Origin of the sequence: Telmatocola sphagniphila, assembly GCF_018398935.1 — a bacterium.
Lineage (GTDB): Bacteria > Planctomycetota > Planctomycetia > Gemmatales > Gemmataceae > Telmatocola > Telmatocola sphagniphila.
Map to the genome: position 1 here is coordinate 2,068,359 of NZ_CP074694.1, position 25,947 is coordinate 2,094,305.

Below are 25,947 nucleotides of genomic sequence, written 5' to 3' on the forward strand. Positions count from 1 at the left end.
CTCTATGAGTGCTTTGATCAAAACCAACCACTTGCCTAAGGTGACCCCGGGTGTTCGCCTATTGGGTGAGATCATCACCTGGACCGCATCCGGGGCCAGCGTCCGGCACAGTGACTTGATCCGAGCCCTGAAGGAAGTCGGACTCGATGAAAGCGTGGCCCGGGAGCTGGCGCCCCGGCACGCTTTTGCCCGGGCCTGTCGCAAGCTGTCGGAAGCCCGAATTATTCGGCAGATTGCCGAAGATGAAGTCTCGATTCAATTCCAGTTCACCCAGGAATCGAAACAGGGGGACCGCTTCAGCTACGACTTCGAAACTCTTCTGACGCTGACCAAGAAGACCGGGCAGGTGCACTGCGACAAACGGGAACTGGCTCTGCTAGCTCAGGAAGAGCTGGATCGCTGCATTGCCGTGCGGACCGGCAGCGATATTACCCGGATTGTGCAAAAGCTCTTCGAACGGGAAGCCGATCTTTTCCCGATTCGACCCCAGGGCGGAGCCTACTTCGTGCCGCAGCTGCATGCCGGCTTCATCGATCGGGTGCAGAGCTTGTTGAAGCAGCTGAATGGTCAGATGCTGCGCTTCCCGGTGCCGGAAGGAACCGCCAGCGGCGATGTCTCAGTGAAAGAAGCAGTCGCCTCGGGATTAGCGTCTTTGATTGCCGAACACGAGGAAGCGATCGAATCGTTTGGCGAAGACACCCGGCCCGATACGGTGGAGCGAGCCGCCGAGCGAATTCGCAACACCAAGTTCAAAGTCGAAGCCTACGCCGCGTTGCTGGCCGATCAAAAGCATCAGTTGGAACTCTCTCTGGCTACGGCCTCCCGAAAGCTCCGTCAGAAAGTTGAAAGTCTGGCCGCCGAGCGGGAAGCGGTGCTGGTCTAGTTCGACTGGCTTTTCAATTGATTCGCAGTTCTGCTGATTCGCCCTTTGCCCACCTACTCGCCCTTTCACTCCAACACGATTTACCGGGAGAAAACCATGATTCATTTGCAGCGTCGGCAAGTCCGGCAGTTACGCAGCCTATTCAAGAAATTGGGAGCGACCCGCTGCCCAGCTCCGACTAGCCTCTTGCTCCAGACCGATCCGAGCGGACTTACGATTCAGGGCTCGGTCGGCGAAGTCACGGCGATTTACCGTCTGCCGGGCTCCTTTGCCGAAGAACAGATGACCATTCCTTTTGCCGTGTTCAATGATACCGCCGGCTCGGACGACAGCGTCGTCGAGATTGTGGCCCTGGTCCATCAGAAGTTGCGGGTGGCTTGGAGTTCGGGCCCGATGCCGCAGGTTCGCGAGTACGAGATTCTCGCCAGCGTCGAAAGCTTGCCTTTACCCGATGTCTGGACGCCGATGGACCTGCGTCTGCGGGAAGCATTAGCCGAGGCGATGAAGACGGCTAGCCCCGAAGCGACGCGGTACGCCGCCAATTACATCCAGTTGCGCGGCCGAACGGGCGAGGTCATCGGTACCGACTCCAGGCAACTGTTCATCGAATCGGGATTCGCTTTTCCTTGGGACGATGAGGTCTTGATCCCCCGGTCTGGACTCTTCGCTGCGGAAGAACTCTCGGCGGACAGACTGGAAATCGCTCGTACAAAAACGCACCTCTGGTTCCGCTTGGGGTCTTGGATGATCGCCTTGCTAATCGCCTCGGAAGCCCGTTATCCCGAAGTCCATCGAGCGATTCCTGCCTCTTTGGAAGCGACGCGCTGGAGGATAGACCCGGGAGAATCGCACGGGTTGGCTCAGTGCTTGAAGCAGTTGCCGGGCGAGAAAGATCCGCATCGACCGGTGACGGTGGAACTCAACGGTCACGTTGCGATTCGGGCTCGAGGAACCGAAAGTCTGCAAACGACCGAAGTTCACCTCAATCGCTCTCAGGTGGAAGGGAATCCGATGAGTCTCGCCTTGGATCGAGCTTACCTGCAGCGAGCCTTGCAGTTGGGTTTTTCGGAGTTCCAGATCGTTCATCCCGATAAACCGATAGTCTGCCAGCAGGGCAGCCGAAGGTTCGTCTGCATGCCGCTGGGTAAAACCTCGGTGATCGCGGCTTGTCCAGAGGCCTTGCAGGTGGAGTTGGGAGAGACTGCCCGAGCGATGAGCGGCAAAAATACTTCGACGAGAATACGAGATCGGGCCAGGAACTTCAGTTCGGCGATTCTGGCCGGTCTTCTGGAAGAAGCGAACTCCCTGCAATCGGTAGTTCAAGCCCTGCTGGAGCGATTGACCTATTTAAGCGAAGAGCTCCATCGGTTGCTTCCTCGCCGGAAATCGGAGCGCATCGGTGTAAATACTCCGTCCGAAGCCATGATCGATCCATTTCTTTAACCGTTCGAAACTTCGATTCTTTTTCATTCCAACCCTATCGGAGAAAATGCATGAGTGCGAAGCACAAATTGAATGCGGCCTATATGTCGGGCTCGTTTCTGATAGCGATCTTAGTCGGAGCTTTCTTTCAATCGACGGCGATTGTCCTGGGTACGCTGGCCTTCTTGCTCTTCATGGATTTCGTTGCGGGCAATATCCGCAAATAGTCCCCGCCTCCCGCGTTCCGAAGAGTGTTCAGGAACGCGGGAGGTATATTTCGATTCAACAAAAACAAAGAGACTCCTTGCTTTAGCTATCAGCGATCCTCGGATGGACTGCGGATTTAATCCGGAACAACCGAGTGTTCAGCGGACGGTCGCCGGTTCGAGTCCAATTCGGGGAGCTTTTCACTTTTCAGCGAAAAATGGTCGAAGAACGAGTTAACGGAACCGTATTTTTTCTCTCCCCCAAGTTAGCCGGTTTTCCCAGTGGTTTTTTCAGATTTTCGCACTTTATTCAATTCTCCATTTCGAAAACTGAAATTCAGGTACCAGGCAAGAACCGTCGGTTTCGTTTCGCACCCTTCAAGTTTTTTGCGGAAACTCTCAAAGCCTCTTTTTTACGCTGCAATCCAGTTAACGCGTGCATGTTACTCCCTTGAAGACCCCTTCAGCTTTTCTGTTTGGCTACTGTCCAAAAAAAACGTTACAATTTCTATGCCGATAGAACCCCACAATCGATGGACGAAGTTCGAAATGTCAGACATCGACGAAACCGCTCCGCACTTCGAAAAAAGCAATCCCCAGCCAGCCGACACTAATCAACTTCCCCAATTGATTGGTCGTTACCGCGTTCAAAAAGTCCTCGGAAAAGGAGGCTTCGGCGTCGTCTACCTAGCCATGGACGAGCAACTTCAACGGTCCGTTGCGATCAAGGTTCCGCACAAAGAGCGGATCAGCAGTTCCGAGGACGCTGCTGCCTATCTGGCGGAAGCACGAACGGTAGCCAATCTCGATCATCCAAATATCGTTCCCGTACATGATGTGGGCAGCACCGACGACTGCCCCGTTTTTATCGTCTCGAAATACATCGACGGGACCGACCTCGCCGCACGGCTCAAGCAGACCCGTCTGTCACAGCACGAGGTGGTCGAACTGGTGGCGGCAGTGGCCGAGGCACTTTATTTCGCTCACAAGCAAGGTCTGGTTCATCGGGACATCAAGCCCGGCAACCTGCTCCTCGACAAGGGCGGCAAGCCGTTCGTGGCCGACTTCGGGCTGGCCCTGCGGGAGCGGGAAGTGGACAAGGGGCCACGCTACGCCGGGACGCCCGCGTACATGTCTCCCGAGCAGGCACGGGGGGAGGGCCACCGGGTCGATGGCCGCAGCGACATCTTCAGTCTTGGCGTCGTCTTCTACGAACTGCTGGTCGGACGCCAGCCGTTCCGGGCCGACTCGCAGGCCGAACTGTTGGATCAGGTGGTGACCCACGAACCTCGTCCGCTGCGGCAACTGGACGAAGGCGTCCCGAAGGAACTGGAACGAATCTGTTTCAAAGCGATGGCGAAACGGGCATACGAGCGGTACATGACGGCCAAGGATTTCGCGGACGACCTGCGGCACTTTCTGGCCGAACAGCCCGGCACGAAGAGCATCACGACGCCAGCAGCCACGCCGGTCGTGCCACCGCCCTCATCTTGGGGTGGATCGGGAAAGGCCGTCACGCCGCCGACGCCGACCTCGGACCACCAACTCGTCAAGATCGTGCCGAAGGGGTTGCGGTCGTTCGACGCCCACGACGCCGACTTCTTCCTCGAACTGCTGCCGGGGCCACGGGACCGTGACGGGCTGCCAGACAGCCTGCGGTTCTGGAAGACCCGAATCGAGGAACTGGACACCGACAGCACTTTCACGGTGGGCCTCATCTACGGGCCAAGCGGGTGCGGCAAGTCGTCGCTGGTGAAGGCGGGGTTGTTGCCACGGCTGTCCGAAAACGTGATCGCAGTTTATGTCGAAGCGACCGCCGAAGAAACCGAAACGCGATTATTGAACGGCCTGCGGAAGAAGCTGCCAGCGTTGGACAATCGCCCGCTGAAGGAGACGTTGGCTGCGTTGCGCCGGGGCCAGGGCATCCCCGTGGGCAAGAAGGTGGTCATCGTCCTCGACCAGTTCGAGCAGTGGCTGCATGCCAAAAAAGAAGAGCAGAATACCGAGCTGGTGCAGGCTTTACGCCAATGCGACGGTGGCAGATTGCAGTGCGTAGTGATGGTTCGTGATGATTTCTGGCTTGCGGTAAGCCGCTTTCTCAGAGAACTGGAAATTCGTCTGTTAGAAGGTCAGAATAGTGCTCTGTCTGATCTCTTCGACCTGGATCATGCCCAAAAAGTCCTTGCTGCATTCGGTCGAGCGTTTGGCAAACTCCCTGAAAATAGTGGCGAGGTCAGCTCAGAACAAAAAGAGTTCCTGAAACAAGCGGTCAGCGGTCTTGCTCAGGAAGGCAAAGTCATTTCCGTGCGATTATCGCTCTTTGCTGAAATGATGAAAAGCAAACACTGGACCCCGGTTTCGTTGAAAGAAGTCGGTGGTACGGCTGGGGTGGGAGTGACCTTCCTGGAGGAAACCTTCAGTGCGGGGACCGCTCCCCCGGAACATCGCTATCACCAGAAAGCGGCTCGAGCGATTTTAAAGTCTTTGTTACCCGAATCTGGCACTGACATCAAAGGTCACATGCGCTCCCGTCAGGAACTGCTGGAGGCTTCCGGTTACGTCAGTCGGCCCAAAGATTTTGAAGATCTCCTGCGAATTCTCGATAGTGAGATTCGCCTCCTCACGCCCACCGACCCGGAAGGCAAAAACCAGGCTGAATTCGTGCCGAGCGATAATGTTCCCCGGATTACTGGCGACCGATACTACCAACTCACCCATGATTATCTGGTACCTTCCCTGCGTGATTGGCTCACTCGCAAACAAAAAGAAACGCGAAAAGGTCGGGCCGAACTGCTTCTGGCGGATCGCGCGGCGGTGTGGGCCGCCCGCCCCGAGAACCGGCAACTTCCGTCGCTGTCGCAGTGGTTCACGATCCGGTGGCACACCACGAAGAAGAACTGGACGCTGCCGCAGAAGAAGATGATGGCGAGAGCGGGCCGGCTGCACGCTGTGAGGGGGGCGGTTCTCGGCGTGTTCCTGGCCGTTGCCACGGTGACGGGCTTGGCCGTTCGTGAACGAGTGGTCAAGCAGCAGAAGGCCACCCACGCCGCCGGGCTGGTGCAGCGGGTTTTGGATGCAGAGACGGCCCAGGTGCCGGGCGTGATAGAGGAGATGACGAAGTACCGCCAGTGGACCGATGAGCTGCTTCGTCAGGAGAACGACAAGGCGGCGGCGAAGTCCCGCCAGAAGCTCCACGCCAGCCTCGCCCTCTTGCCGGTGGAGCCCGCTCAGGTCGCTTACCTGCACGGTCGGTTGCTCGACGCCGAACCGCACGAACTGCCGGTGGTCCGTGACGCTCTGGCCCCGCACAAGGACGAATTGCGGGACAAGCTGTGGGTGGTGGTGGAGAAGCCAGAGAAGGGTAAAGAATCCCAACGGCTCCGGGCGGCGGCGGCACTGGCAAAGTACGACCCCGAGGGCCAGAAGTGGGCGACGGCGGGTGGACTTGTGGTGAACGATCTGGTCATGGAGAATCCGGTGTTTCTGGGCCTCTGGAGCGAAGCGTTCCGCCCGGTGAAGAACCGGCTGCTCCCTCGACTGTCCGACATTTTCCGAGATCACCAGTCGGAACGGACGGCGGAACGCTCCCTGGCGACGAACCTCCTGGCAGACTACGCCGCCGACCAGCCGCCCGTCCTGGCCGATCTACTCATGGATGCCGATGAGAAGCAGTTCGCCGTGATCTATGCGAAGTTCAAGGAACAAGGTGACAAGGGCTTGTCCCTACTGTCCGGCGAGATCGACAAGACGCTCCCGCCAAACTTGCCATCATCGGACGGCAAGCGAGAAACGCTTGCGAAGCGGCAGGCGAATGCGGCGGTAGCCCTGCTGCGGCTGAACCAACCGGCGAAGGTGTGGCCGCTCTTGAAGCATGGCCCCGACCCACGGGCGCGGAGTTATTTGATCCATCGCCTGAGTCCTCTGGGTGCGGATGCCAGAGCCATCGTGATGCGTTTCGACGAGGAGACAGACCTCACCATTCGCCGGGCGCTGCTCCTGAGCCTGGGCGAATTCGGCGAGATGGACTTCACGCCGAACGACCGGAAGGCCGTTCTACCGAAGGTGCAGGAGGTGTACCGGACGGCGAGCGACCCCGGCCTTCATGCGGCTTCGGAGTGGCTACTGCGGACGTGGAAGCAGGAGGCGTGGCTGACGCAGGTGAACGAAGAATGGGCGAAGGACGGAGAGGGGCGAGACAAGAGAATGGCCGGGATAAAGAAGTTGATGACGAAGGACAAGGAGAAGACGCCACCACAGTGGTACGTCAACACGCAGGGGCAGACGATGGTGGTGGTCCCCGGCCCGGTAGAGTTCGTGATGGGTTCACCGAAGACCGAGAAGGATCGGGCAGAGAGAGAGGCTCAACACAAGCTGCGGATCGGTCGGTCCTTCGCCATCGCCTCAAAGTCGGTGACACTTGCGGAATACCGGAGCCTGACGAAGGACAATTACGAGATCGGCGAGAAGTTCACGCATTCGCCCGATCTTCCGGTAGTGGGCATTAGTTGGTACATGGCGGCGAAATACTGCAACCTCCTCAGCAAGCAGGAGGGCTTGGAGGAGTGTTATGAGATCAAGGGACCACAGAATGTGGCGTTAAGAGAGAACTATCTGAGTCTTAATGGGTATCGCCTGCCCACGGAAGCGGAGATGGAGTACGCGACTCGTGCGGGGGCTGGGACGAGCCGTTATTACGGCGAAACGGACGAGTTGCTCACCCACTATGCGTGGTATACGAAGAACTCCGGGGATCGGCTCCAACGGGTCAGTCGGAAGAAGCCGAACGAGTTCGGCCTGTTCGACGCGCAGGGTAACTGCTTCACATGGTGCCAGGAAGCCTACGAGGAGTATCCGAAAGTGGAAGGCGAGGAAGCGGTCGAGGACAAGGAAGTTGCCACGGACAAAATAGTGGTCAAAAGTACACTTAGCCGTGTGCTGCGTGGGGGCTCGTTCCGCTTTCAAGCGTCGTACGTCCGCTCTGCCAGCCGTCCCTACGATGTGCCGACGAACCGGGACTACGACTTCGGTTTTCGTCTAGTGAGGACTTTTATTCCTTAGTATCTTTACTGTTTTACTGCTTGTTTCTTCTAGATTTTGTCTTTATGCCTACCCCGTAGGGGTCGAATTTCAAATTTTGTATTTATCTGACAATTTGTACAGTATCGGTAGTAATGATGGCCGTTCCCCGAGGTCAAGAAGAATTGACCGTGATCACAAAGACCTACGACTTCGTTCTGTGGTCATGCAATCACACCGGCAAATTCCCTCGCAATCACCGCTTCGTGCTGGGCGAGTGTAAACGCCGGTCGAAAAGGGGCTCTGTCGCACAGTTGGTGCAGTTCAACCGATATGTGAAGCCGAACTGTCGAAGACGATGGGTCTGGAAGACGCCTACCGGTTGCTGAACGAAGAGGTCATGCGTCTGGTGTTGGCGGAGCAACTGTTCGAATTCGTGACCGCCTCGCCCGTGCAACAACCCAATGGCGAGATGAAATCGATTGGTGGCACGAATAACGAAGCGGAGCGGACGTTGCGTTTTCCCGCGGAGGCTCGAAAAACGGGTCGCACGAATAAGACTCTAATCGGAGCTCGGCGGCAAACGGTGCTCAAGAGCGTTCTGGAATCGCTGCGGTTGTATCTGTCGAAGTACACTTTGCAGAAGACGATTGAAGAGATTAACCGGTGGGCAAAAGTGGGGCAAAGTTGTTTCGCCCAGCTTTTAGAGAAGTTGAAGATTCCCAAAGCGGAAAGCCCGCTACTCGATCGACTCTTTCCTAAAGAACCGCAGCCACTAGGAATCGTTTAAAAGACAATCAGACGAGATTCGACTTTCCGACAGAAATTGATCGGACCGCCCCCACGCGCCCATACTTTGGACGGCTACTTTCTTTAGCGTGTCGAGAGGTTCGGATCCACTACGAATAGTAACGGGGAATTTGGCCACTCGCCGTTAGCCGGCCGTTGCTGGACAACCTTCACCCTCGTAGGATTATTGCATTTCCAAGACCCACGCCGGACTTTCGGCCCCACCGGTAATGAAAACGATGGCGAAAAACGACTCCGAACTTGAACCACCCCCTTGGCATACGGCTGAGGAAAAGCGAGACCTAGCGAAATGGAACTCCTCGGAGTACGCGGTCCCGTTCCTCGGATTACTATTTCTTCGCTATGCCGAGCTGAAGTTTTTGCTTGCCAAAAAGAAAAGGACCCAACAGAACTCCACGAGACGGCCTTGGGGCAAAAAAGAGTATCATTCGAAGGGAATAGTCTATCTTCCTTCCCATGTTCGGTTCTCCCAGTTGCTGATGTTGCCAGAAACTGAACCTCTGGGTAACACCCTTGAGGCCATGATGGAGGCTGTCGAATCTCACAATCCGGATCTAAAAGGAGCGTTGCCGAGAAACTACTCGTCGATCGAGTCTGCCAGCCTCCGCTCGATGCTTCAGACCGTTTCGAATTTGGCAATCGAGACGCGGGGTGAAAGATTCGGCAAAATCTTTGAATACTTTCTGAGCCAACTCGCTCCGACCGCTCAACACAAAGGCGGCTCTAGCACGCCGAATTCCCTGGCTAAACTGATCGTGGAAATCCTCGAACCTAATCGCGGTAAAATCTTCGATCCTTGCTGCGGTTTGGGCGGCATGTTCATTTCCTGTGCCGATTACCTCCGAGCTCGCTCGGGCAAGCCGCCTTCAGCAATTTCCTTTTATGGGCAAGAACGCGTGGAGGAGACCCGGCTTTTGGCCCGATTGAACCTTGCTGTGCACGGGCTCTGCGGCGACATCCGCCCAGGCAACACTTACTACGACAATCCCCATAACAGCCTGGAAAAATTCGACTTCGTTCTCGCCAATCCGCCTTTCAATGAAGATCAGTTCGACAAAGAGAAAGTCCAGGGGGATCCGCGATTACCGTTCGGGAAGCCCAGACTCGATAACGCCAACTACCTCTGGATTCAACTCTTCTACAGTTCCTTGAACTCTCAAGGACGAGCCGGTTTCGTTATGGCGAATTCGGCCGCCGAGGGCCGTCAGTCCGATGGGGAAATTCGCAATAAGCTTCTGCAGACAAATGCGGTCGATGTCATCATCGCTATTGGGCCCAATTTCTTCTACACCGGGCCCCTCCCCTGCTCTCTCTGGTTCCTCGATAAGGCTAAAGCCCAGACCTCCCGCAAGGACCAAGTCCTGTTCATTGATGCTCGCTCTATCTTCCAGCCTCGGGAGCGAACGCAGCGCCAATTTAGTCCCAAGCAGATCGAGTTCATCGCAAACATCGTCCGACTCTACCGCGGTGAGAAACCCAAGTTCGTTGCGAGCGACGAAGCCGAGTTTCCAAATCAGATACCCGACTTCAAACAAACCTTTCCTAAACGGAAGTACACCAACGTCCCCAGATTATGCCAGGTCGCCACGCTGAAAGAAATCGAGACCCAGGCAGGAAGCCTGAATCCCGCCCGCTACGTAACAGTCGCGGAGAAAAACAAAGCCGAGCCGAATCTCACCAAGAGACTGAGGTCTTTGAGCGAGGAATTAAAAGTCCTCAACAAGCAGGCCAGCAAGTTGGAAAAGCAGGTCGCAGCGAGTATCGCGAAGTTGCTGGAGAAGGAATGAACTCGAAATTCCCTCAACAAAAACTCGCCTCGATTGCGAAGGTCTATTCGGGATTTGCCTTCCATAGCCGCGACATGCAACCCGGCGGGGATATTCCGATTCTGAAAATCTCCAACATCCAGGACAAGCGGGTGACCCAAGATTGCAGCAGCGGTTTACCCGCCGCGGCGAATTCCCGCCGATTCGATAAATTCCGCTTGCGGGCCGGGGATGTTCTGGTCGCGATGACGGGAGAACGAAGCGTCGGAAAATTAGGACGGATGCGGAAGATCGATCGTGAGTATCTGGTCAATCAACGCGTGGCCATTATCCGACCGCTTCCGGATCAAGGCGATCCCGATTACCTGTTTCATGTTTTGACGATGGAGAAGTATGAAAAAACCTTATCCAGTTATGGACTGGGAGCGGGACAACCGAACATCAATCCGGTCCAAATCGCCTCACTCATGCTGCCGCTTCCTCCGCTGGGGATTCAACGCAAGATCGGCTCGATTCTCACGGGCTTCGAGGATCTGATCGAGAATAATAACGAGCGCATCCGGATTTTGGAATCGCTGGCCCAATCGATTTACCGTAAGTGGTTTGTGGATTTTCGCTTCCCTCGCCGTGGGAAACTTACTTGGGTGGAATCGCCACTGGGGAAGATTCCTAAAGGCTGGAGAGTTGGCACTCTGGGAGAGTTGATCCAATTTCAAACCGGTTCATCGATCAAACCCGATCCCAAAGGAGCGTATGCTCTCTACGGATCGAACGGCCTTATCGGAAAGAGCTCGGGCTTTCAATTCGAACGGGGAATGATCATCGGCCGGGTCGGGAATTATTGCGGTTCGGTTCAGTACTCCCATTCCGCCTTCTGCGCTTCGGGAAATACCGTTATTGCGCTACCTCTGGAAGGAAAAGACGAGCTAATTCCTTACCTCTATTACACTTTAAAGCACCTTTCGCTCGGCCAATTGGCGAGCGGATCGGCCCAGCCCCAGATTACGCAAAGCGTTTTGAAATCCCAACCGGTCTTGATCCCTCCGGTATCTTTTCTGAAAAAATTCTGTTCAGTAACATTCGAATTGCTGCGTCAAATTGATCACCTGAAGAAAGAAAACGAGAACCTTCACAAAACCCGCGAACTGCTCTTGCCGGAACTGATCTCCGGCCGACTCGACCTGGAAAGAGTTGAGAGGAAAGCCAGCTCAACAAGGAGTCGAGAATATCCCCAGCACAAGAACCCTCGCTTCGATTTAAATAGTCTGATTTGATACGTTGCGTGCATTTACCCGTAACCTTTATTACACAGTTATGGGTTCAACACACACTCCAATTCTCTCGTTTCGAAACTATTCGACTTAGAAGTCATCAAAAAGTAAGAGCTTCCCAAATATCGGAATGAAATTTGCTTATATCTCAGCTCTTAGAGACTGCTTTCCACCAATAAGCGAAATGCTCCCAAAATTGGCCTCATTCCGTTAAGCAACCTAACAGCCGAAGCAATGGGGATTTCTATGAGATTTGTTCGTGGGCTTGTTTTTTCTCACCTTTCGCTTGTCATCGTAGAAATTGCGTCTTTGGGCTGTCAGGAACGGCCTAAACCAAATGGAATTTCACTGACAAAGGTTATGGTAAGTTATCCCGTCGAACGGGAGGTCACCGATTACACAGATTTCACAGGTGTGCTATCGGCAGTCGATTCCGTCGAAGTTCGAGCCCGAGTGTATGGCTTTCTGGACAAAGTGAATTTCAAAGAAGGCGCTCTCGTTAAAAAAGGGGATGTGCTTTATGAAATCGATCCCCGAACTTACCAGGCCGCCGTCAATCAAGCCAAAGCCAAGGTAGTTACGGATGAAGCTCAGGAACGCTATGCCCGGGCTGATTACGAACGCTACCAAACGCTCGGAAAAACGGGGGCGGTGAGCAAAGAAGATTTAGAGAAAGCGTTGTCCACACGCGATATCGCGATTTCGACGGTCATTGCGGATAAAGCCGATCTGGCTTCCAAGCAACTCGATCTCGATTTTACCAAGGTCATCGCTCCGATCGATGGGAGAATTGGTCGCATCCTCGTCACGGTTGGAAATTTAGTTCAATCCGGCCAGACCGGAGGAACGCTACTGACGACTATCGTTTCGGTCGATCCTGTCTATTGCAACTTTGATATCGATGAACATACTCTACTACGTGTTCAGCAATTGATTCGAGAAGGAAAGGTGAAATCGGCTCGCAATTCGGAGCGTCCAGTGATGCTCGGATTGTCGAATGAAAAAGGCTTCCCTCATAGTGGAGTCATCAACTTCGTTGACAATCAACTCAATTCCAAGACCGGCACTTTACGGCTGCGCGGCGTTTTCTCGAATCCCGATAATAGCCTCTTGCCCGGTTTGTTCGCCCGAATCCGCGTCCCGATCGGCGAACCGCATAAAGCGATTCTGGTTTCGGATCAAGCGATTGATACGGATCAGGGTCAGAAAATTCTTTACTTGATCGATGATAAAGATACCGTATTCACGCGATCGGTTACTCCGGGTGCTGTGCATCAAGGAATGCGAGTTATCGAAAATGGAGCTATCAAAGCCGGAGAACGGATCATCGTCGCTGGGCTCCAGCAGGTTAAGGTGGATACGGTCGTAGAACCCAAACTTATTCCCATGCCAGTGGCCGGCTCGGCGTTTAGTGATGTCGATCCTTCCAAATTAGTAAATCCGAAGAAGTAGTAGTCCTTATGCTGGCACGTTTTTTTATCGATCGACCGATTCTCGCGTGGGTCATCTCGATCATCATTGTGCTTATCGGCCTGATCGCTTATAAATTTCTTCCCATCGCCCAGTACCCTCAGATCACGCCGCCGGTAGTTCGCGTATCGGCGAGTTATCCCGGAGCGAGTTCCGCCGTGGTGGCGGACACGGTGGCCGCCCCGATTGAGCAGCAAGTCAATGGCGTGGAAGGCATGTTGTACATGTCCTCCCAAAGTAGTAATGACGGCTCTTATAGTCTCGATGTGACCTTTGAACTGGGAACCGATCTCAACCTCGCTCAGGTCCTAGTCCAAAATCGCGTTGCCATCGCTCAACCCCAATTGCCCGATGTGATCAAAGCCACGGGAGTGACCGTCAAAAAACGCTCCCCCGATATTTTGCTGGTGGTCAATCTCTATTCCGAAGATGACCCCGCGACAGGTCAACCTTATTTTGACCGGCTGTACATGAGCAACTTTGCCACGATTCAACTCCTGGATCCCATCGCCCGCCTCGAAGGAGTCGGCGATGTCTTCTCTTTCGGAGGACAGGATTACAGCATGCGGGTCTGGCTCGATCCCGATAAGCTGGCGGCGCACGGTATTTCGGCAGGCGAGGTCGCCGCCGTGATGCAAGAACAAAACGTACAGGTAGCCGCCGGTCAGATTGGCCAGCCTCCAGTGCCAGCGGGTCAGGAATACCAGTATACCGTCAGCACTTTAGGACGCTTGATTGATGTCGAGCAGTTTGGCAGCATCGTCCTGAAGACCGGGACCAATGGGGAAGTCCTCTATCTCCGGGATGTGGGGCGTTTGGAGCTGGGAGCAAAAAGCCAAGATCAGACTCTGGCTCTGGATGGCCGCCCTTCCGTTGGACTGGCGATCTTTCAATTACCCGGATCCAATGCCCTGGATACCGCCGACGGCATCAAAGCGAAGATGCGCCAGTTCGAACGGGACCAGCGTCTCCCAAAAGGCTTGAAATACGACATCGTTTACGATACTACCCCGTTCATTCGAGAATCGGTCGATGAAGTCATTAAAACCCTGATTATTGCGGTCGTTCTCGTCGCCTTCGTCGTTCTGATTTTTTTGCAGGATTGGAAATCCCTGCTGCTACCCTTAATCGATATTTGCGTGTCGCTCGTCGGCACATTTGCCGTATTGAAACTGATGGGATTTAGCCTGAACAATCTGACTTTATTCGGTTTAGTGTTGGCCATTGGAATCGTAGTGGATGACGCCATCGTAGTTCTGGAAAATATCGAACGATGGCTGGACAAGGGACTTCCCGTTCGGGAAGCCACCATCAAAGCAATGAGCGAAATTACCGGGCCTATCATGGCAATCACTTTGGTACTGTCTTCGGTTTTTATACCCAGTGCCTTTTTGGGAGGGATCACGGGACAATTCTTTCGACAGTTCGCTTTGACCATATCGGCCGCCATGCTCATCTCGGCCATTAACGCGATGACGATGACCCCCGCTCGCGCCGCTTCGATTTTTTCAGGTCGTAAGCCGGGCCAAAAAGGAGACCAGGGGAAAGAAGCCCTCCCCTGGTGGGGATTTGGCCTGGCGGGAGGATTGATTTCGGTCTGGTTACTGAAACAATTGGTGGGCAGTTGGCTGGGACTGATTCCCCACTCGGCCGGAGGGAATGATGCCGTTCAAACCGGATTTATAACATCTATCAAACACTATCTCGTACTTACGGCCTTATTTATGCCCGGCTTGATTGCGGGCGGGATATTGGGTTGGTTCATTATTCGCCCGGTCAACTGGGCGCTCGGCCAATTTTTTCATGCATTTAATTGGGTATTTGAACGAATTACTCAAATCTATGGCAAAACGGTTTCCAGGCTTTTGCGATGGAGTTTCATTGCCCTTCTCCTGTATCTTTTACTTTTGGTCATCACGGGATATGGAATGACCCGAATCCCGGGAGGGTTCATTCCGTCCCAGGACAAAGGGCGATTAATCGTCAATATCACCCTGCCGGATTCTGCCTCTTTGGAACGCACCGAAGCGATCACTCGACAGATAGAAAAAATCGCTCTCGAAACCCCGGGGGTGGCGCATACTCTGGGAAATCCGGGGCGCTCTTTCGTCTTAAATGCCATCGGTTCGAATCTGGGTTCGATGTTTGTGACGCTGAAACCGTTCGATGAGAGACTCGCCCCGAATTTGTATGCCGATCGGATTGCGGCGCAACTGCGGGCTCGGTTCAAGAACGAAATTCCCGGGGCCGTTATCAACGTTTTTGGCGCGCCCGCCGTGGATGGTCTGGGGAATGCGGGGGGCTTCAAAGTGATGATCGAAGCCATTGGCGATGTCAACTTCGATCGCTTGCAGGGCCAGGCAGACAATTTAGTGAATAAAGGAAATCAGATACCGGGCTTAATCGGTATGTTTAATGGGTTTCGCGCGGCGACCCCGCAATTGTTTGCCGATGTCAATCGCGTGCAATGTAAAACCATGGGCGTCAGTCTAACCGATGTGTTCGCAACCCTTCAAATTTATCTGGGGGGTTATTATGTCAATGACTTCAATCGATTTGGTCGCACTTGGCAGGTGAATATTCAAGCCGATGCCGCATTTCGGAAGGATGTCGAATCGGCGAAGCAATTGAAAGTCCGAAATGCGAACGGGGATATGGTGCCACTCGGCTCCGTGGTCGACTTCCGTGAAATCGGCGGTCCCTTGACGGTTACCCGTTACAACCTCTTTACTGCCGCGACCGTGGGTGGAGCCTCTTTGCCCGGGATGAGTACCGGTGAGGTCCTTTCGACGATCGAGCAACTGGCGGTCCAAGAGTTGCCGCACGGCATGACTTACGAATGGACGGAACTGAATTTCCTTCAAAAGCAGTCCAGCCGACTCGAATCTTTCAAAGATCTGCAACAAAATCCCTATAGCGCCTTTGTTTTGGGCGCCATCCTGGTGTTCTTTGTCCTCTCCGGCCTGTATGAGAGCTGGTCCTTACCCCTGGCTGTGATTTTGGTGGTACCCCTCTGTCTTTCCAGCGCCTTGGCCGGGGTAATCCTTGCTCACATGGACTTGAATATTTTCGTTCAGGTCGGCTTTGTGGTACTCGTGGGTCTAGCCGCCAAAAATGCCATCCTGGTCGTTGAATTTGCCAGAGATCGCGAAATAGAAGGTGCCAAACCATTCGATGCGGCCGTGGAGGCGGCGACAGTTCGATTGCGACCGATCATTATGACCTCTTTTGCCTTTATCCTCGGGATGGCCCCCCTCGTGGTCGCAGAAGGCGCGGGTTCGGAGATGCGAAGAACCTTGGGAATAGCTGTGTTTTCGGGAATGCTGGGCGTTACTCTCTTCGGCATTTTTTTGACTCCGATTTTTTATTATCGCATTCGGTCGCTCAGTGGCCCACTTGCGAGTCCCACCACAGTGCCTACTGAACAATCTTTACCGGCTGCATCTCCGTAAGCGATTTTCTTACCTAAGTCAAAAGCTCACCATAAACATAAAATTCGAGTCGAAGGGCTTATTCAAGATTGTCCTCGAAATTCGAGTCCAGAGCGGAATAACCTCAATCAAAAAAGTTGAAATTGAGCCAATCCAAAAAGGTTTTTGCCACCAAAGTTTACTCTGTAATCTTGTTGCCGGTTAGCCTCAAACGTATCGATTACATCCGATTGCTCTTGAAAGCCGGGAAGGGAGCCACTCGTTGGAATCGATTTCGCATTTGAAATCGCGCGCTCATAAACGGATCAATCGCACTTCGAGTCCGGACTTGAATAATCTCACTCCTAACCATTAAACATGCGTGTAAACGCCGGTCGAAAAGGGGCTCTGTCGCCCAGTTGGTGACGAGCGTTGGTTAGAATGTCTTTAGGAATTCATTCTGACAGGACGCAGCATCATGACTATGCAGGACCTCTTTCCTCAAGAGGCCGGTTTGGTCGTTACCGATTTCGCTCTCACTCCGGATCTTTTGGTCCTTGCTCTAAAAACCACATACCCGAGTTTGCAGTACACCTACTGTGGCCAGCTGACATATCGGATTCACAGCCATTATCAGCGTGTATTGGCGGACTTACCCTGGCAAGCTCGACGAGTACTGCTCAGGATCGAACTGCGAAAATTTCGATGCATGAATGCCGCTTGCCCCAGGCAAATCTTCTGTGAACGGCTACCTCATGTATTTGCTTCCCATGCTCGAATAACGGATCGGTTAAAAGCTCTCCAGAAACAGATCGGTTTGGCATTAGGTGGCAGGCTGGGTACTCGACTCACGGGAAGTTATTCGTCCCGACCCCCTTTTACGTCGAGCCAAAGACAAAGTCGACTCCTTAGCCACTCCCCGTGTTCTCGGAGTGGACGATTTTGCATTCCGAAGAGGCCAAAACTACGGCACCATCTTGGTCGATTTAGAAAAGCATCGCGTTCTAGACTTACTGCCGGATCGGGAGGCTAAAACCCTGGCGTGTTGGTTGAAGGCCCATCCTCAAGTGGAAATTGTCAGCCGAGATCGAGCCACGGCTTACGCCCAAGGCATTCGTGAGGCCTGTCCTCAGTCGATTCAGGTGACGGATCGTTGGCATCTTCTGAAAAATCTGCGGGAAGCCATCGAACGCTGGTTCGATGGAAAGCGGGAAAAGATTCGGGAGTTGATCCAAAAAAGTCACTGCGAAAAACCATCAATCAATAAGGAACTTACCAATCAGGTAGACGCAGGGCTCTCCGATCGGCAGAAATTCCGAATGGAGCAATATAAGCAAGTACGTCGCTGGCATGAGGAAGGTCTATCGAAACGGCAAATTCACAAACGAACAGGTCTCCATTTCCGAACGATCGACCGCTACTTGCGGCGAGAGGATTGTTCGAATTGGCTTCCCGGACGAAGAGGTTCCTCTCGTTTGGATGTTCACGAAGGCTTTATTAAGGAGCAATTGCAACAGCCCAAACAAACGGCCCAAAAAATCCACCAAGCTTTGAGAACAAAAGACTGTTCAATCGGTTATTCGGTCGTCAAAGCCTGTGTTCGACGTTTGAAAACCGAACTGGGGCTGCCCCTTTCCCGTCCCTCAAAGCCTTTCATACCCAATCGAGTTCCTTTGCCTTCTTCACGAAGTCTAGCCCTGAACTTGTTGCAAAAATCGGAAACTCGATCCGAGGAAGGAACGCGGATTCTTGAGATTTTGCTCAGTGCCGGAAGCGAGTTTCAGGGACCTATCGATTTGACTTTAGCCTTTGCAACGCTGTTAAAAGGAAAGCAGGAATCGGCATTTTCGGAGTGGCTTCAGAAAGTGGAAGCCTCCTCGGTTCTCGAATTGAAGCGGTTTGCTCAAGGCTTGCGAAACGACGAAGCCGCTGTTCGGGCCGCCGTAACTCTTCCCTGGAGCAATGGCCAAGTGGAAGGACAAGTTAATCGATTGAAATCGATCAAAAGAGCGATGTTCGGTCGAGCCAAGTTCGATTTGCTGAAAGCGAGAGTGATTTGCAACGGGTAAATGAGTAACTTGCCTGGAAATAATTTTCTCCGCTCCCTAGTGAAGCGTGTGAACCCGTGCAAATTCGCCTGCCAAAAATCGCCTGGATGAAAAATAAAAACAGCTCTTTCGCGATGCTGATCGCCATCGGATTAACTGCACCAACTGGGCGACAGAGCCCCTTTTCGACCGGCGTTTTCGGGTTAGAGTCACGGATCAAGTGCACCAGGCACTCGGAGGCCAGATAATCTGGCGACGCATCATCCGTTACCTTTAGCCGTGCACAAAGGGTAGCGAAATCCTGGCCCAATGCCCCATCAATGTTCGCTTCAATCCGACGTGGGCGAGTATAAAGCTTGCCCGTCCTGGTAAGCTTGGTAAGCGGTTGTGCCATACGAATACCTCGCATCATGCTGTTACGCTCGTTCAGATGTCCCGTCCGATGCTCTTTGGGTTAATCGCTCGGAGGCCCTCAACCCGGAAAGGGAATTTCAAAAAAAAACACCCGGCAAGATTCATTCATCCTTATCACATGGTTAGCCCAGTGTCTTTCCGTAATTCTCGACACGCCAATAACTTCCGGCAAGGGACTTCATCGTCGCCTTATCCCAAGCCCTGCGTGAGATCGTTCAAATCCTGCGGGATGATGCCGTGGCCGGTCAACACAGCTCGTTGATCCGCGTCCAATACTGGTGAGATGCCGACGTACTGGTGAGACCAGCCCTGGTATTTCGGCATTGTCTGAAGGAATCGTGCGACATGCTGCTTGAAGTTGTTCACGTCGGATATGAGCTTGCCCGGTGAACGCTTGCAGGAACCAAATCGAATTGTTTCAGTCGTCTCATTGACAGCGACCAGGTCAATTTCGGTGTCCGCCTTATCCCAGAAACCTTGAACTCGATGGGTAATGGGAAAATCGCCTATCCCATTGCGACTCCGTTCCTCATAAAGCTGGCCCGCCAGTTTCTCCAGGGAACCACCTTCGACATCTGCCAGGCGCAGGTCGGCTTCATCTACGAGTTCCTGGAGCTGCCGAAACGCTATCGCGGATACCGGATTGGCCAACGCCGCTAGCCATGAACGGAGGAAATTGTCGGTGACATAGTAACGACTGCGCTTTGCTTCCGGTTTTGCGAACACGGGCAACTTGCGTTCGATCAACCCAAATCGCTCAATAAGAACCTTCAGGTAGCCGCCCACTTGGGTATCAGGATTTCCGCTGGCGTCCCGAATGGCTTGCACAAGTTCGTTGTGCATGCGCCCCGGATTTCGAGCCACGAACTTCAATACCACGTCGTATCGCCCCCGAAGTTCACGCAGGAACCAGTTCTCGGCTTCCGACCGGAGAGGTGAGGAACTCTCGAAGAAAATGCGGCGGAGTATCGTCTTGCGGTCAGCGGCAAGTACATTCTGTTCGTAGCAGTCCCGATAGAACTTCGGTACTCCCTCGAAGAGGTTCCAAAGAAACAACAGGCGCTGCGGGCTCGGCTCTGCATGATCTTTGAGGATGGACAGAATCGAGCCGATGTCGAGATGCGTCAGGTTGATCGTGTCCGTGACTCGGTTGTAGAGAGGTGCCGTCCGATCTTCGAGCAGGGCCACCATCTCGATGTGGATCGATCCGAGGACGATCAGCCCGCCCCGCACCTGATCCGCCTTTGCCGCCAATCGGTCCACACTTGCTTGCAAATACGAGCAAAACTGCTCATAGCCCTTGCGATTGAAGTACTGGAATTCATCGAGAACCAGTATGAAGCCACCTTCAGCCATCGACTCCAGGAGCTTCGCCAGTTGCAACAGGTCATTGGGCCGGGGATACTGGTCAGCGGGAATGTGGAACGTCTCCAGGGCGTCATTCACCGCCGAAAGAACGCCGGTCGGCTCGGAGTCGGGAATCTGCACGTAGAAGACCGGCTGTTTGCTTTTGATCTCCTGCATGGCCTGCTGGATCAGGGTCGTCTTGCCGATTCGGCGCCGCCCCGTCACTTTGGCGAAGAACCAGCGTTTACGGTCGAGCATCCGCTCCAAATCCGCGAGCTGTTCCTTTCGACCGTAAAACTTCCAGTCGGCCATGCCATTCTCCTGAGATAAAGCCGCTTTACCAAAATAAGATAAAACTACTTTACCTTACGCCGCATCGCATGGCAAGTCCTTTCTATTGAGGATGTTACGGGATTGTCGTGCAAGGAAAAAACCGCCGTATCCCGGCTTCCCAGCCCCGGATGCCGGCGATAAAAAGTTCAATAGTGACTGTGAATGAAATCAAGAAATAATTGCAACATTTGAATGTTGCCAGAGCTCCTTTTTCTGAACCATTGCATTGATGATTATTAGTAATTTGTGAGCGACAGCCACCAGCGCGACTTTTGCGGTTTTGCCTCTTACACGCAGCCGTTTGTATAGAGCCCTGGCAGTTGGGTTGTATCGTGCAGCACTCAAAGAAGCCCTATACATCGCATTACGAACCTGCCTACGTCCCCCTACTGTGTGTCGTTGACCGATGGTAGTTCCACTATCGTTTGCAATGGGAGCAAGTCCTACCAACTGCGCGATGACTTTCCGATTGACTTGTCCCAGTTCGGGAAGTTGGCCGATCAGGATCCTAGATGTTTGGGGTCCTATCTCGGGAATCGACTGGATGATTCGGTCTAATTCCTTCCATTGCGGGTTTTCGGAAATTCGTTGATCGATCTCCTTTTCGATGGCGTTTATTTCCCGATTGATCCAGTTGATATGCTTCTTAATGCTTGTGATGGCCTGCTTTAGGACTACCGTTGCTAAACGGTTCGATTCCATAGTCTTCATGTTCATTAATTGCTCCCGACGGTCGAGCAAATCACGAAAGAGCCTGATTTCTTCGGTTGGCAACGGAATGATTGTTTCCCGGGATTACCCTGCACGACCTCCAGAACAAGGGCTGATCCTTCTTTTGAAACCACGCGCTGTCCCAAATTATTAAAATCAGGCCAACCAAGAGTCGAATCTTTTTGAGTTAAACGCAATAGCACGCGGCTTGCAGAACGCGGACTGGGAAGTCGGATACGAAAGTGCGATATGCAACGACATCTCCTTTGTCCTTAAGTTTTTGGAGGCATAAATTCCGAGCTGCTTCTGGGCCTTGGAGCCGTTCTCCAAATGGAATTTTTCGAGTATAGTCTTTCTCTCCCGTGCGAGTGAGTACTGTCAACTCTTTGGTACCGATTTGCCCCTCGACGACAGTTTTTTGTTTCGAACTGGTGATTTCAGCCCGAAACCGGGAGAAATCAAGTTCCTTCGTTTCGTCGCTCTGCGATTTACCTCTGATCTCGACCTTGTTACCCAATCGATTAGTAACGATCACGACTTCCATAGTGCTATGGTGAGCACCCGCTTCCGTTCTCACGAGCGTCTCGTGGATATACCCTACCGGACTACCGGCAATCTTGTAGCTGCACCAAGTTTCAGACACGGTTTTGGATGCTTTTGCGCGTGTTGTCTCTCTTTCCTGGGCTTGAAGTGGTTCCGCAGAGCCCAAACAACCAATTAGACAGGCAAATACGAGAACTGAAAATACGATTGTTCGACGCCGTCGAACGACGAGAAACGATTCTTTTCGCATGATTTAATGCTCTCCGATAAAATTCGCGGAAAAGTGCCCGCTTTAGATTGAGCCACGACGCGACTCGTTATCGAAAAGATAACTGCGACGCGAGGCATTTCCTATCGGTAGCTCGCTAGGTTTTATTGTGGGCAGTACGTCTGATCTGCAAATCCGATTTTAGGTAGAGAATGGTCTCTATCTTTCGGTAGAGGTGGACTTCTGCATTCGAACTACCCTCATCAGTTTCTTAGCCTAACTCGGTGTCCGTTATTCGTGGGGGAGTCCAAATAGCTCAAGTAAGTGCTGATTTTCCTTGCGGACGTTTGTTAGTCATGTTGACACAATGGGTTCGTTTTTCACTTTATTTTCTCTTGAATTACGCGGCTCACTTTCGATTGTATTCGTTTGAGTATGCGCCGCACTGCAGGTTCGAAGCATCCCATTTTTTCAGCCGCCTCTTCATTTGTGTGTTGCTGAAGTTTGATTTCGACTAGCTTTCCATCACTCATCTAATTTGGGATAGAGCGATTTCAGTTTATTCCGGGCGTCATCAGTGCGGAACTGCCAGTTTACACCGCGTTGTTTCGAATTGGAGGCCTGGGACCACGCGGCGGTTTCGCATACCGCGTCCGAATCAAGTCGGCCAACTCGTTCGCCCAGTCGGCCTTCGTCCGTCGTGGCCGGGCCGTCACCCGACGCCAACCCGACTTCGGTTCGCAGAACACGAACAGACTCGCCGCTTTGGCCCGCTCGTATTCGTAATCGATCCGCTTCGGATGCGTCCGCGTCGCCGGGATCGGCTTATGGGTCTCGTTCAACAATTGCACCGGTTGCTCGTCCACCGTAATAGCATAGCTCACTACGTGTATCATTTAACGGACTATTTCTTCTCCAACTCTTTGGCCTTCAGATCGGTTATGAGTTTTTTAAAATCGTCTCGGGCGCGTAGGGAGTCGAAATCCTTTTCTCGAGCAAGCTCCGTAGCGTTCCGGTATCCAGCTGCAACCGCTTCCTTTAACCATGCCATGGCTTTATCGGAGTCCGTACGAGCCTGGACGGCAAGCTCCTCACTAGGAGTAGTGGCAAGCAGCGACTTCTGGCAGACGGCACGGAATCGGGCCGCTTGGTATAGACTCGATGCATCTTTGCGTTTTAATTGCTCCCACATCTCGGCTGTAGCCCGACAACCCGCCACATCCTTCAACTTCTCACAAGACCGTAGCCTGGTGAATAGCACTTTCGGAATCAGGTGACACTCGACGATTTTTCCCGCGGTTCTCTGGAGGCATTCGTCAAGCAATCGCAAGGCTTCCTGACCACGGTTTAAGGCAACTAGACTCTCAGCAACTCCCTGCATACTTCGTAACGTGTCCGGATGATCAGGACCGAATTTCACCTTCCGGAGGGCCCATGTTTCTTCATGGAGCTTAAGTGCTGCGGCGAACCGATTGGTATCTAGATAGCTGCAGGCCAGACAATACATGCTGTCCAGTGTTTCGGGATGTTCGGGACCGAGCTTGGATTTTCGCAAGTTTAGCGTCTCTTCGCGAAGTTTCAGAGCCTCGGCGTGACGACCCAAAGAAGCGTAACTCTTGGCCAACTCATTGCAACTCCACAATGTGAGTGGATGGTCAACTCCAAACCTGGCCTTCCAAAGCATTAGAGTTTCTTCGCGTAATTTTAGGGCTTCGGTATGTCGATCAAGATCGGCATAGCTACTGGCCAACGCACTCATGTTCCAAAATGTCTCGGGATGGCTGGGGCCGAGTTTGGCTTGGCATAGCGCCAGAGTTTCCTCGCGTAACCGAAGCGCATCTGAGTGTCTCCCTAGAAAGGCGTAACAACTGGCCAGATCACCTCTGGTGTACAGCGTAAGGCGGTGGTAAGGACCTAGCTGGAGGATTTTCACACGCAGAAGTTCTTCGTTGCGACTCAGCGCCTCATCGTAACGACCGACTGCTTGATAATTCCAGTTGAGGGCTCCCATACAAGCAAGAGTACGCAGATCGACAGACCCTAATTTGACTTTCTGCAATGCCAAGGTCTCTTCCAAAAGCTTGATCGCCTCCGGATAACGTCCAAGAGAACCTAAGCAGCCTGCGACACCAGCCATGCTATTGAGCGTTTCGGGGTCGTCAGGTCCAAGTTTGGACTGTCGTAATGCTAATAGTTCTCGATGAAGCTTCAGCGCATCCTCAAAACGACCAAGTCCTAAATAGCATTCCGCCAAAACGAACATACTCCAAAGTGTGTTCGCATGCTCGGGACCTAGCTTTACTTTTTGGAGAACTAACGTCTCTTCCTCAAGCGTACAAGCCTCTTTGTACCGGCCCAGGTCGAAATAAATGTCGGCGAGTTTACTCATGCACTCCAAGGTGTCCGGGTGGTCGAGACCCAAATTTTCGCTCAGTAGCGTCCTTGCCCGTTGATACTGCTCGGCCGCGATTTTTGATCGGTCCAGCGAGCCAAAGGAACTCCCCAAAGTCATACGCAAATGGGCTTCGATGAGTGGCTGCTTGGAAAATCGTTCCCTGACGGAAGGTAAGGCCGCTTCCAGTGCCTCGGTTAAAAGCACCTCATGTCCTAGGCCGCCATCCAGCCCCTCCGGGCGAGCCGCCGCAAAAACTTTTTCCTCGAGGAAACTGAGAATTGTCTTACTTTTCTCCGCCTCTTCATTGGTTCGCTGCTGCTCTTCCTCTACCTCGGCTAAGCTATGGCGGGCCAACCCTTCCGCCACCTGAGCCCGCATCAGGGCCAGAGAGGTGCCGGTCATTCCAGCCAGCAGGGCGAATAACACCAGGGCAGCTACAATCACAGGCCTCTTGTTTCGCTTGAGGAACTTCTTGAAACGATACGTGGTTTTCGGGGGGCAAGCGAGCACAGTATCACCTGCCAAGTAACGCTGGATGTCCAGGCCGAAGCCATTGGCAGTTTCATAGCGTCTGTTCCGATCTTTCTCGATGGATCTCATAACAATCCAATCGAGTTCGCCCCGTATCTGCTTCGTCAATTTCGACGGGTCCATTTGCCGCTGGGCGGAGATATTCGGCAAGGCCTCATCCGTGGAAAGTCGCGTGCTCGGCTTCGGAGGCTCCTCCTCCCGAACCAGACGAAGCATCTCCAGCAGCGCCTGGTGTTTCAGGCTCTTGCGGTTCAGCGGTGTACTACCGGTAAGCAGTTCATAGAGCAAGACGCCGAGGGCGTAGATGTCGCTGCGAGTGTCGATGTCCTGGTTGTTGAGTTCCGCCTGCTCGGGGCTCATGTACTCCAGCGTGCCTATGATCGCGCCGAACTCGGTGTACATCGTCTTATCGGTGAGTCGTTGACCGGTCGCTTTCGCGACCCCAAAGTCGATGACTTTCACGACCGGATGGCCGTCATAAGGGGCCACCAGAACATTGCTGGGTTTGATATCGCGGTGAATGATCCCTTTCTGATGGGCGTGCTGGATGGCCGCACAGACTGCAACGAACAGTTCGAGACGCTGTTTCAGCGACACGCGATGTTCGTCGCAATAGTGCGTGATCGGCGTGCCTTTCACCAGCTCCATTACGAAGAAGGGGCGATTGCCGCTAAGCCCGGCGTCGAAGATGCGAGCGATGTTCGGATGGTCCATCAAGGCCAGGGCTTGACGCTCGGCCTCGAATCGGGCGATGACTTGGGCGGAATCCATGCCTTCCTTCACCAGTTTGATCGCGACCATCCTGCGGACCGGTTCTTGTTGCTCCGCCATCCAAACGGTGCCCATCCCGCCTTCGCCGATCTTTTGCAACAATTTATACGGGCCAATCAGGGTCCCAGGCTTGTCCGCTGCCTCCGTTTTCAGCTTATCCGGAGCAATCCAGTTACCCGCGGGCATTTCAACGGTGGCTTCAATGCGAGCAGCGGGTTGTTCCAGAAAGCCCGTGTCACTCTCTTGGAGATGAAGAAGTTCCTCGATCTGCTTGCGCAGTTCCATATTGTGGCCGCAGGCCTCATCGAGGTATGCCGCCCGTTCGGTGGCCGTCTTTTTTTTCAGGGCCGTCGCAAAAATGAGGCTTTCGTTCATGGTAGACTTCCTTATTC

15 protein-coding genes and 1 pseudogene are annotated in these 25,947 nt (G+C 53.4%); 11 read left to right on the forward strand and 5 right to left on the reverse strand.

Features of this window, described 5'->3' with window-relative positions:
* Positions 1-4 precede the first annotated feature (4 nt).
* The 11 genes and pseudogenes from KIH39_RS08305 to KIH39_RS08350 all read left to right on the forward strand — a co-directional run.
* A complete protein-coding gene (locus KIH39_RS08305; protein ID WP_213498870.1) occupies positions 5-883 on the forward strand; it encodes a DUF6744 family protein in 879 nt (292 codons plus the stop codon).
* Positions 884-979: 96 nt separating this feature from the next.
* On the forward strand, positions 980-2,326 hold the full coding sequence (locus KIH39_RS08310; protein WP_213498871.1) for a hypothetical protein: 1,347 nt from the start codon (positions 980-982) through the stop codon (positions 2,324-2,326).
* A gap of 50 nt (positions 2,327-2,376) precedes the next feature.
* Positions 2,377-2,532, forward strand: coding sequence for a hypothetical protein (locus tag KIH39_RS08315; RefSeq protein WP_213498807.1), 156 nt, complete (start codon positions 2,377-2,379; stop codon positions 2,530-2,532).
* A gap of 528 nt (positions 2,533-3,060) precedes the next feature.
* On the forward strand, positions 3,061-7,569 hold the full coding sequence (locus tag KIH39_RS08320) for a bifunctional serine/threonine-protein kinase/formylglycine-generating enzyme family protein (RefSeq protein WP_213498872.1): 4,509 nt from the start codon (positions 3,061-3,063) through the stop codon (positions 7,567-7,569).
* 316 nt (positions 7,570-7,885) lie between these two features.
* Entirely contained in the window at positions 7,886-8,317 is a 432-nt protein-coding gene (locus KIH39_RS08325) for a hypothetical protein (protein ID WP_213498873.1), read from the forward strand.
* A gap of 238 nt (positions 8,318-8,555) precedes the next feature.
* Entirely contained in the window at positions 8,556-10,124 is a 1,569-nt protein-coding gene (locus KIH39_RS08330) for a class I SAM-dependent DNA methyltransferase (RefSeq protein ID WP_213498874.1), read from the forward strand.
* Entirely contained in the window at positions 10,121-11,377 is a 1,257-nt protein-coding gene (locus KIH39_RS08335) for a restriction endonuclease subunit S (RefSeq protein ID WP_213498875.1), read from the forward strand. The genes KIH39_RS08330 and KIH39_RS08335 overlap by 4 nt, the downstream gene beginning before the upstream one ends.
* 357 nt (positions 11,378-11,734) lie before the next feature.
* Positions 11,735-12,826 carry an efflux RND transporter periplasmic adaptor subunit gene (locus KIH39_RS08340; RefSeq protein ID WP_213498876.1) on the forward strand — a complete coding sequence of 364 codons (1,092 nt, stop codon included), beginning with the start codon at positions 11,735-11,737 and terminating at the stop codon, positions 12,824-12,826.
* A gap of 8 nt (positions 12,827-12,834) precedes the next feature.
* Positions 12,835-16,296, forward strand: coding sequence for an efflux RND transporter permease subunit (locus tag KIH39_RS08345; RefSeq protein WP_213498877.1), 3,462 nt, complete (start codon positions 12,835-12,837; stop codon positions 16,294-16,296).
* A gap of 442 nt (positions 16,297-16,738) precedes the next feature.
* Entirely contained in the window at positions 16,739-17,287 is a 549-nt protein-coding gene (locus tag KIH39_RS27365) for a transposase family protein (protein WP_449343004.1), read from the forward strand.
* Positions 17,169-18,323 (forward strand): annotated as a pseudogene (locus KIH39_RS08350) (ISL3 family transposase); the annotation flags it as partial. The gene KIH39_RS27365 and the pseudogene KIH39_RS08350, both read left to right, overlap by 119 nt.
* A gap of 582 nt (positions 18,324-18,905) precedes the next feature.
* Here KIH39_RS08350 and KIH39_RS08355 read toward each other — a convergent pair.
* The 5 genes from KIH39_RS08355 to KIH39_RS08375 all read right to left on the reverse strand — a co-directional run bounded on the left by KIH39_RS08355 (position 18,906) and on the right by KIH39_RS08375 (position 25,930).
* Positions 18,906-20,375 (reverse strand): ATP-binding protein, encoded by a 1,470-nt coding sequence (locus KIH39_RS08355; RefSeq protein ID WP_213498879.1) that lies wholly within the window; start codon positions 20,373-20,375, stop codon positions 18,906-18,908.
* Between the two features lie 189 nt (positions 20,376-20,564).
* Entirely contained in the window at positions 20,565-21,170 is a 606-nt protein-coding gene (locus tag KIH39_RS08360; RefSeq protein ID WP_213498880.1) for a transposase, read from the reverse strand.
* Between the two features lie 124 nt (positions 21,171-21,294).
* A complete protein-coding gene (locus KIH39_RS08365) occupies positions 21,295-21,750 on the reverse strand; it encodes a hypothetical protein (RefSeq protein ID WP_213498881.1) in 456 nt (151 codons plus the stop codon).
* Between the two features lie 701 nt (positions 21,751-22,451).
* Positions 22,452-22,742: a hypothetical protein gene (locus tag KIH39_RS08370; RefSeq protein ID WP_213498882.1), complete on the reverse strand. Its 291-nt coding sequence runs from the start codon at positions 22,740-22,742 to the stop codon at positions 22,452-22,454.
* Between the two features lie 20 nt (positions 22,743-22,762).
* Positions 22,763-25,930, reverse strand: a complete 3,168-nt coding sequence (locus KIH39_RS08375; protein WP_213498883.1) for a serine/threonine-protein kinase — start codon at positions 25,928-25,930, stop codon at positions 22,763-22,765.
* Between the last annotated feature and the right edge of the window lie 17 nt (positions 25,931-25,947).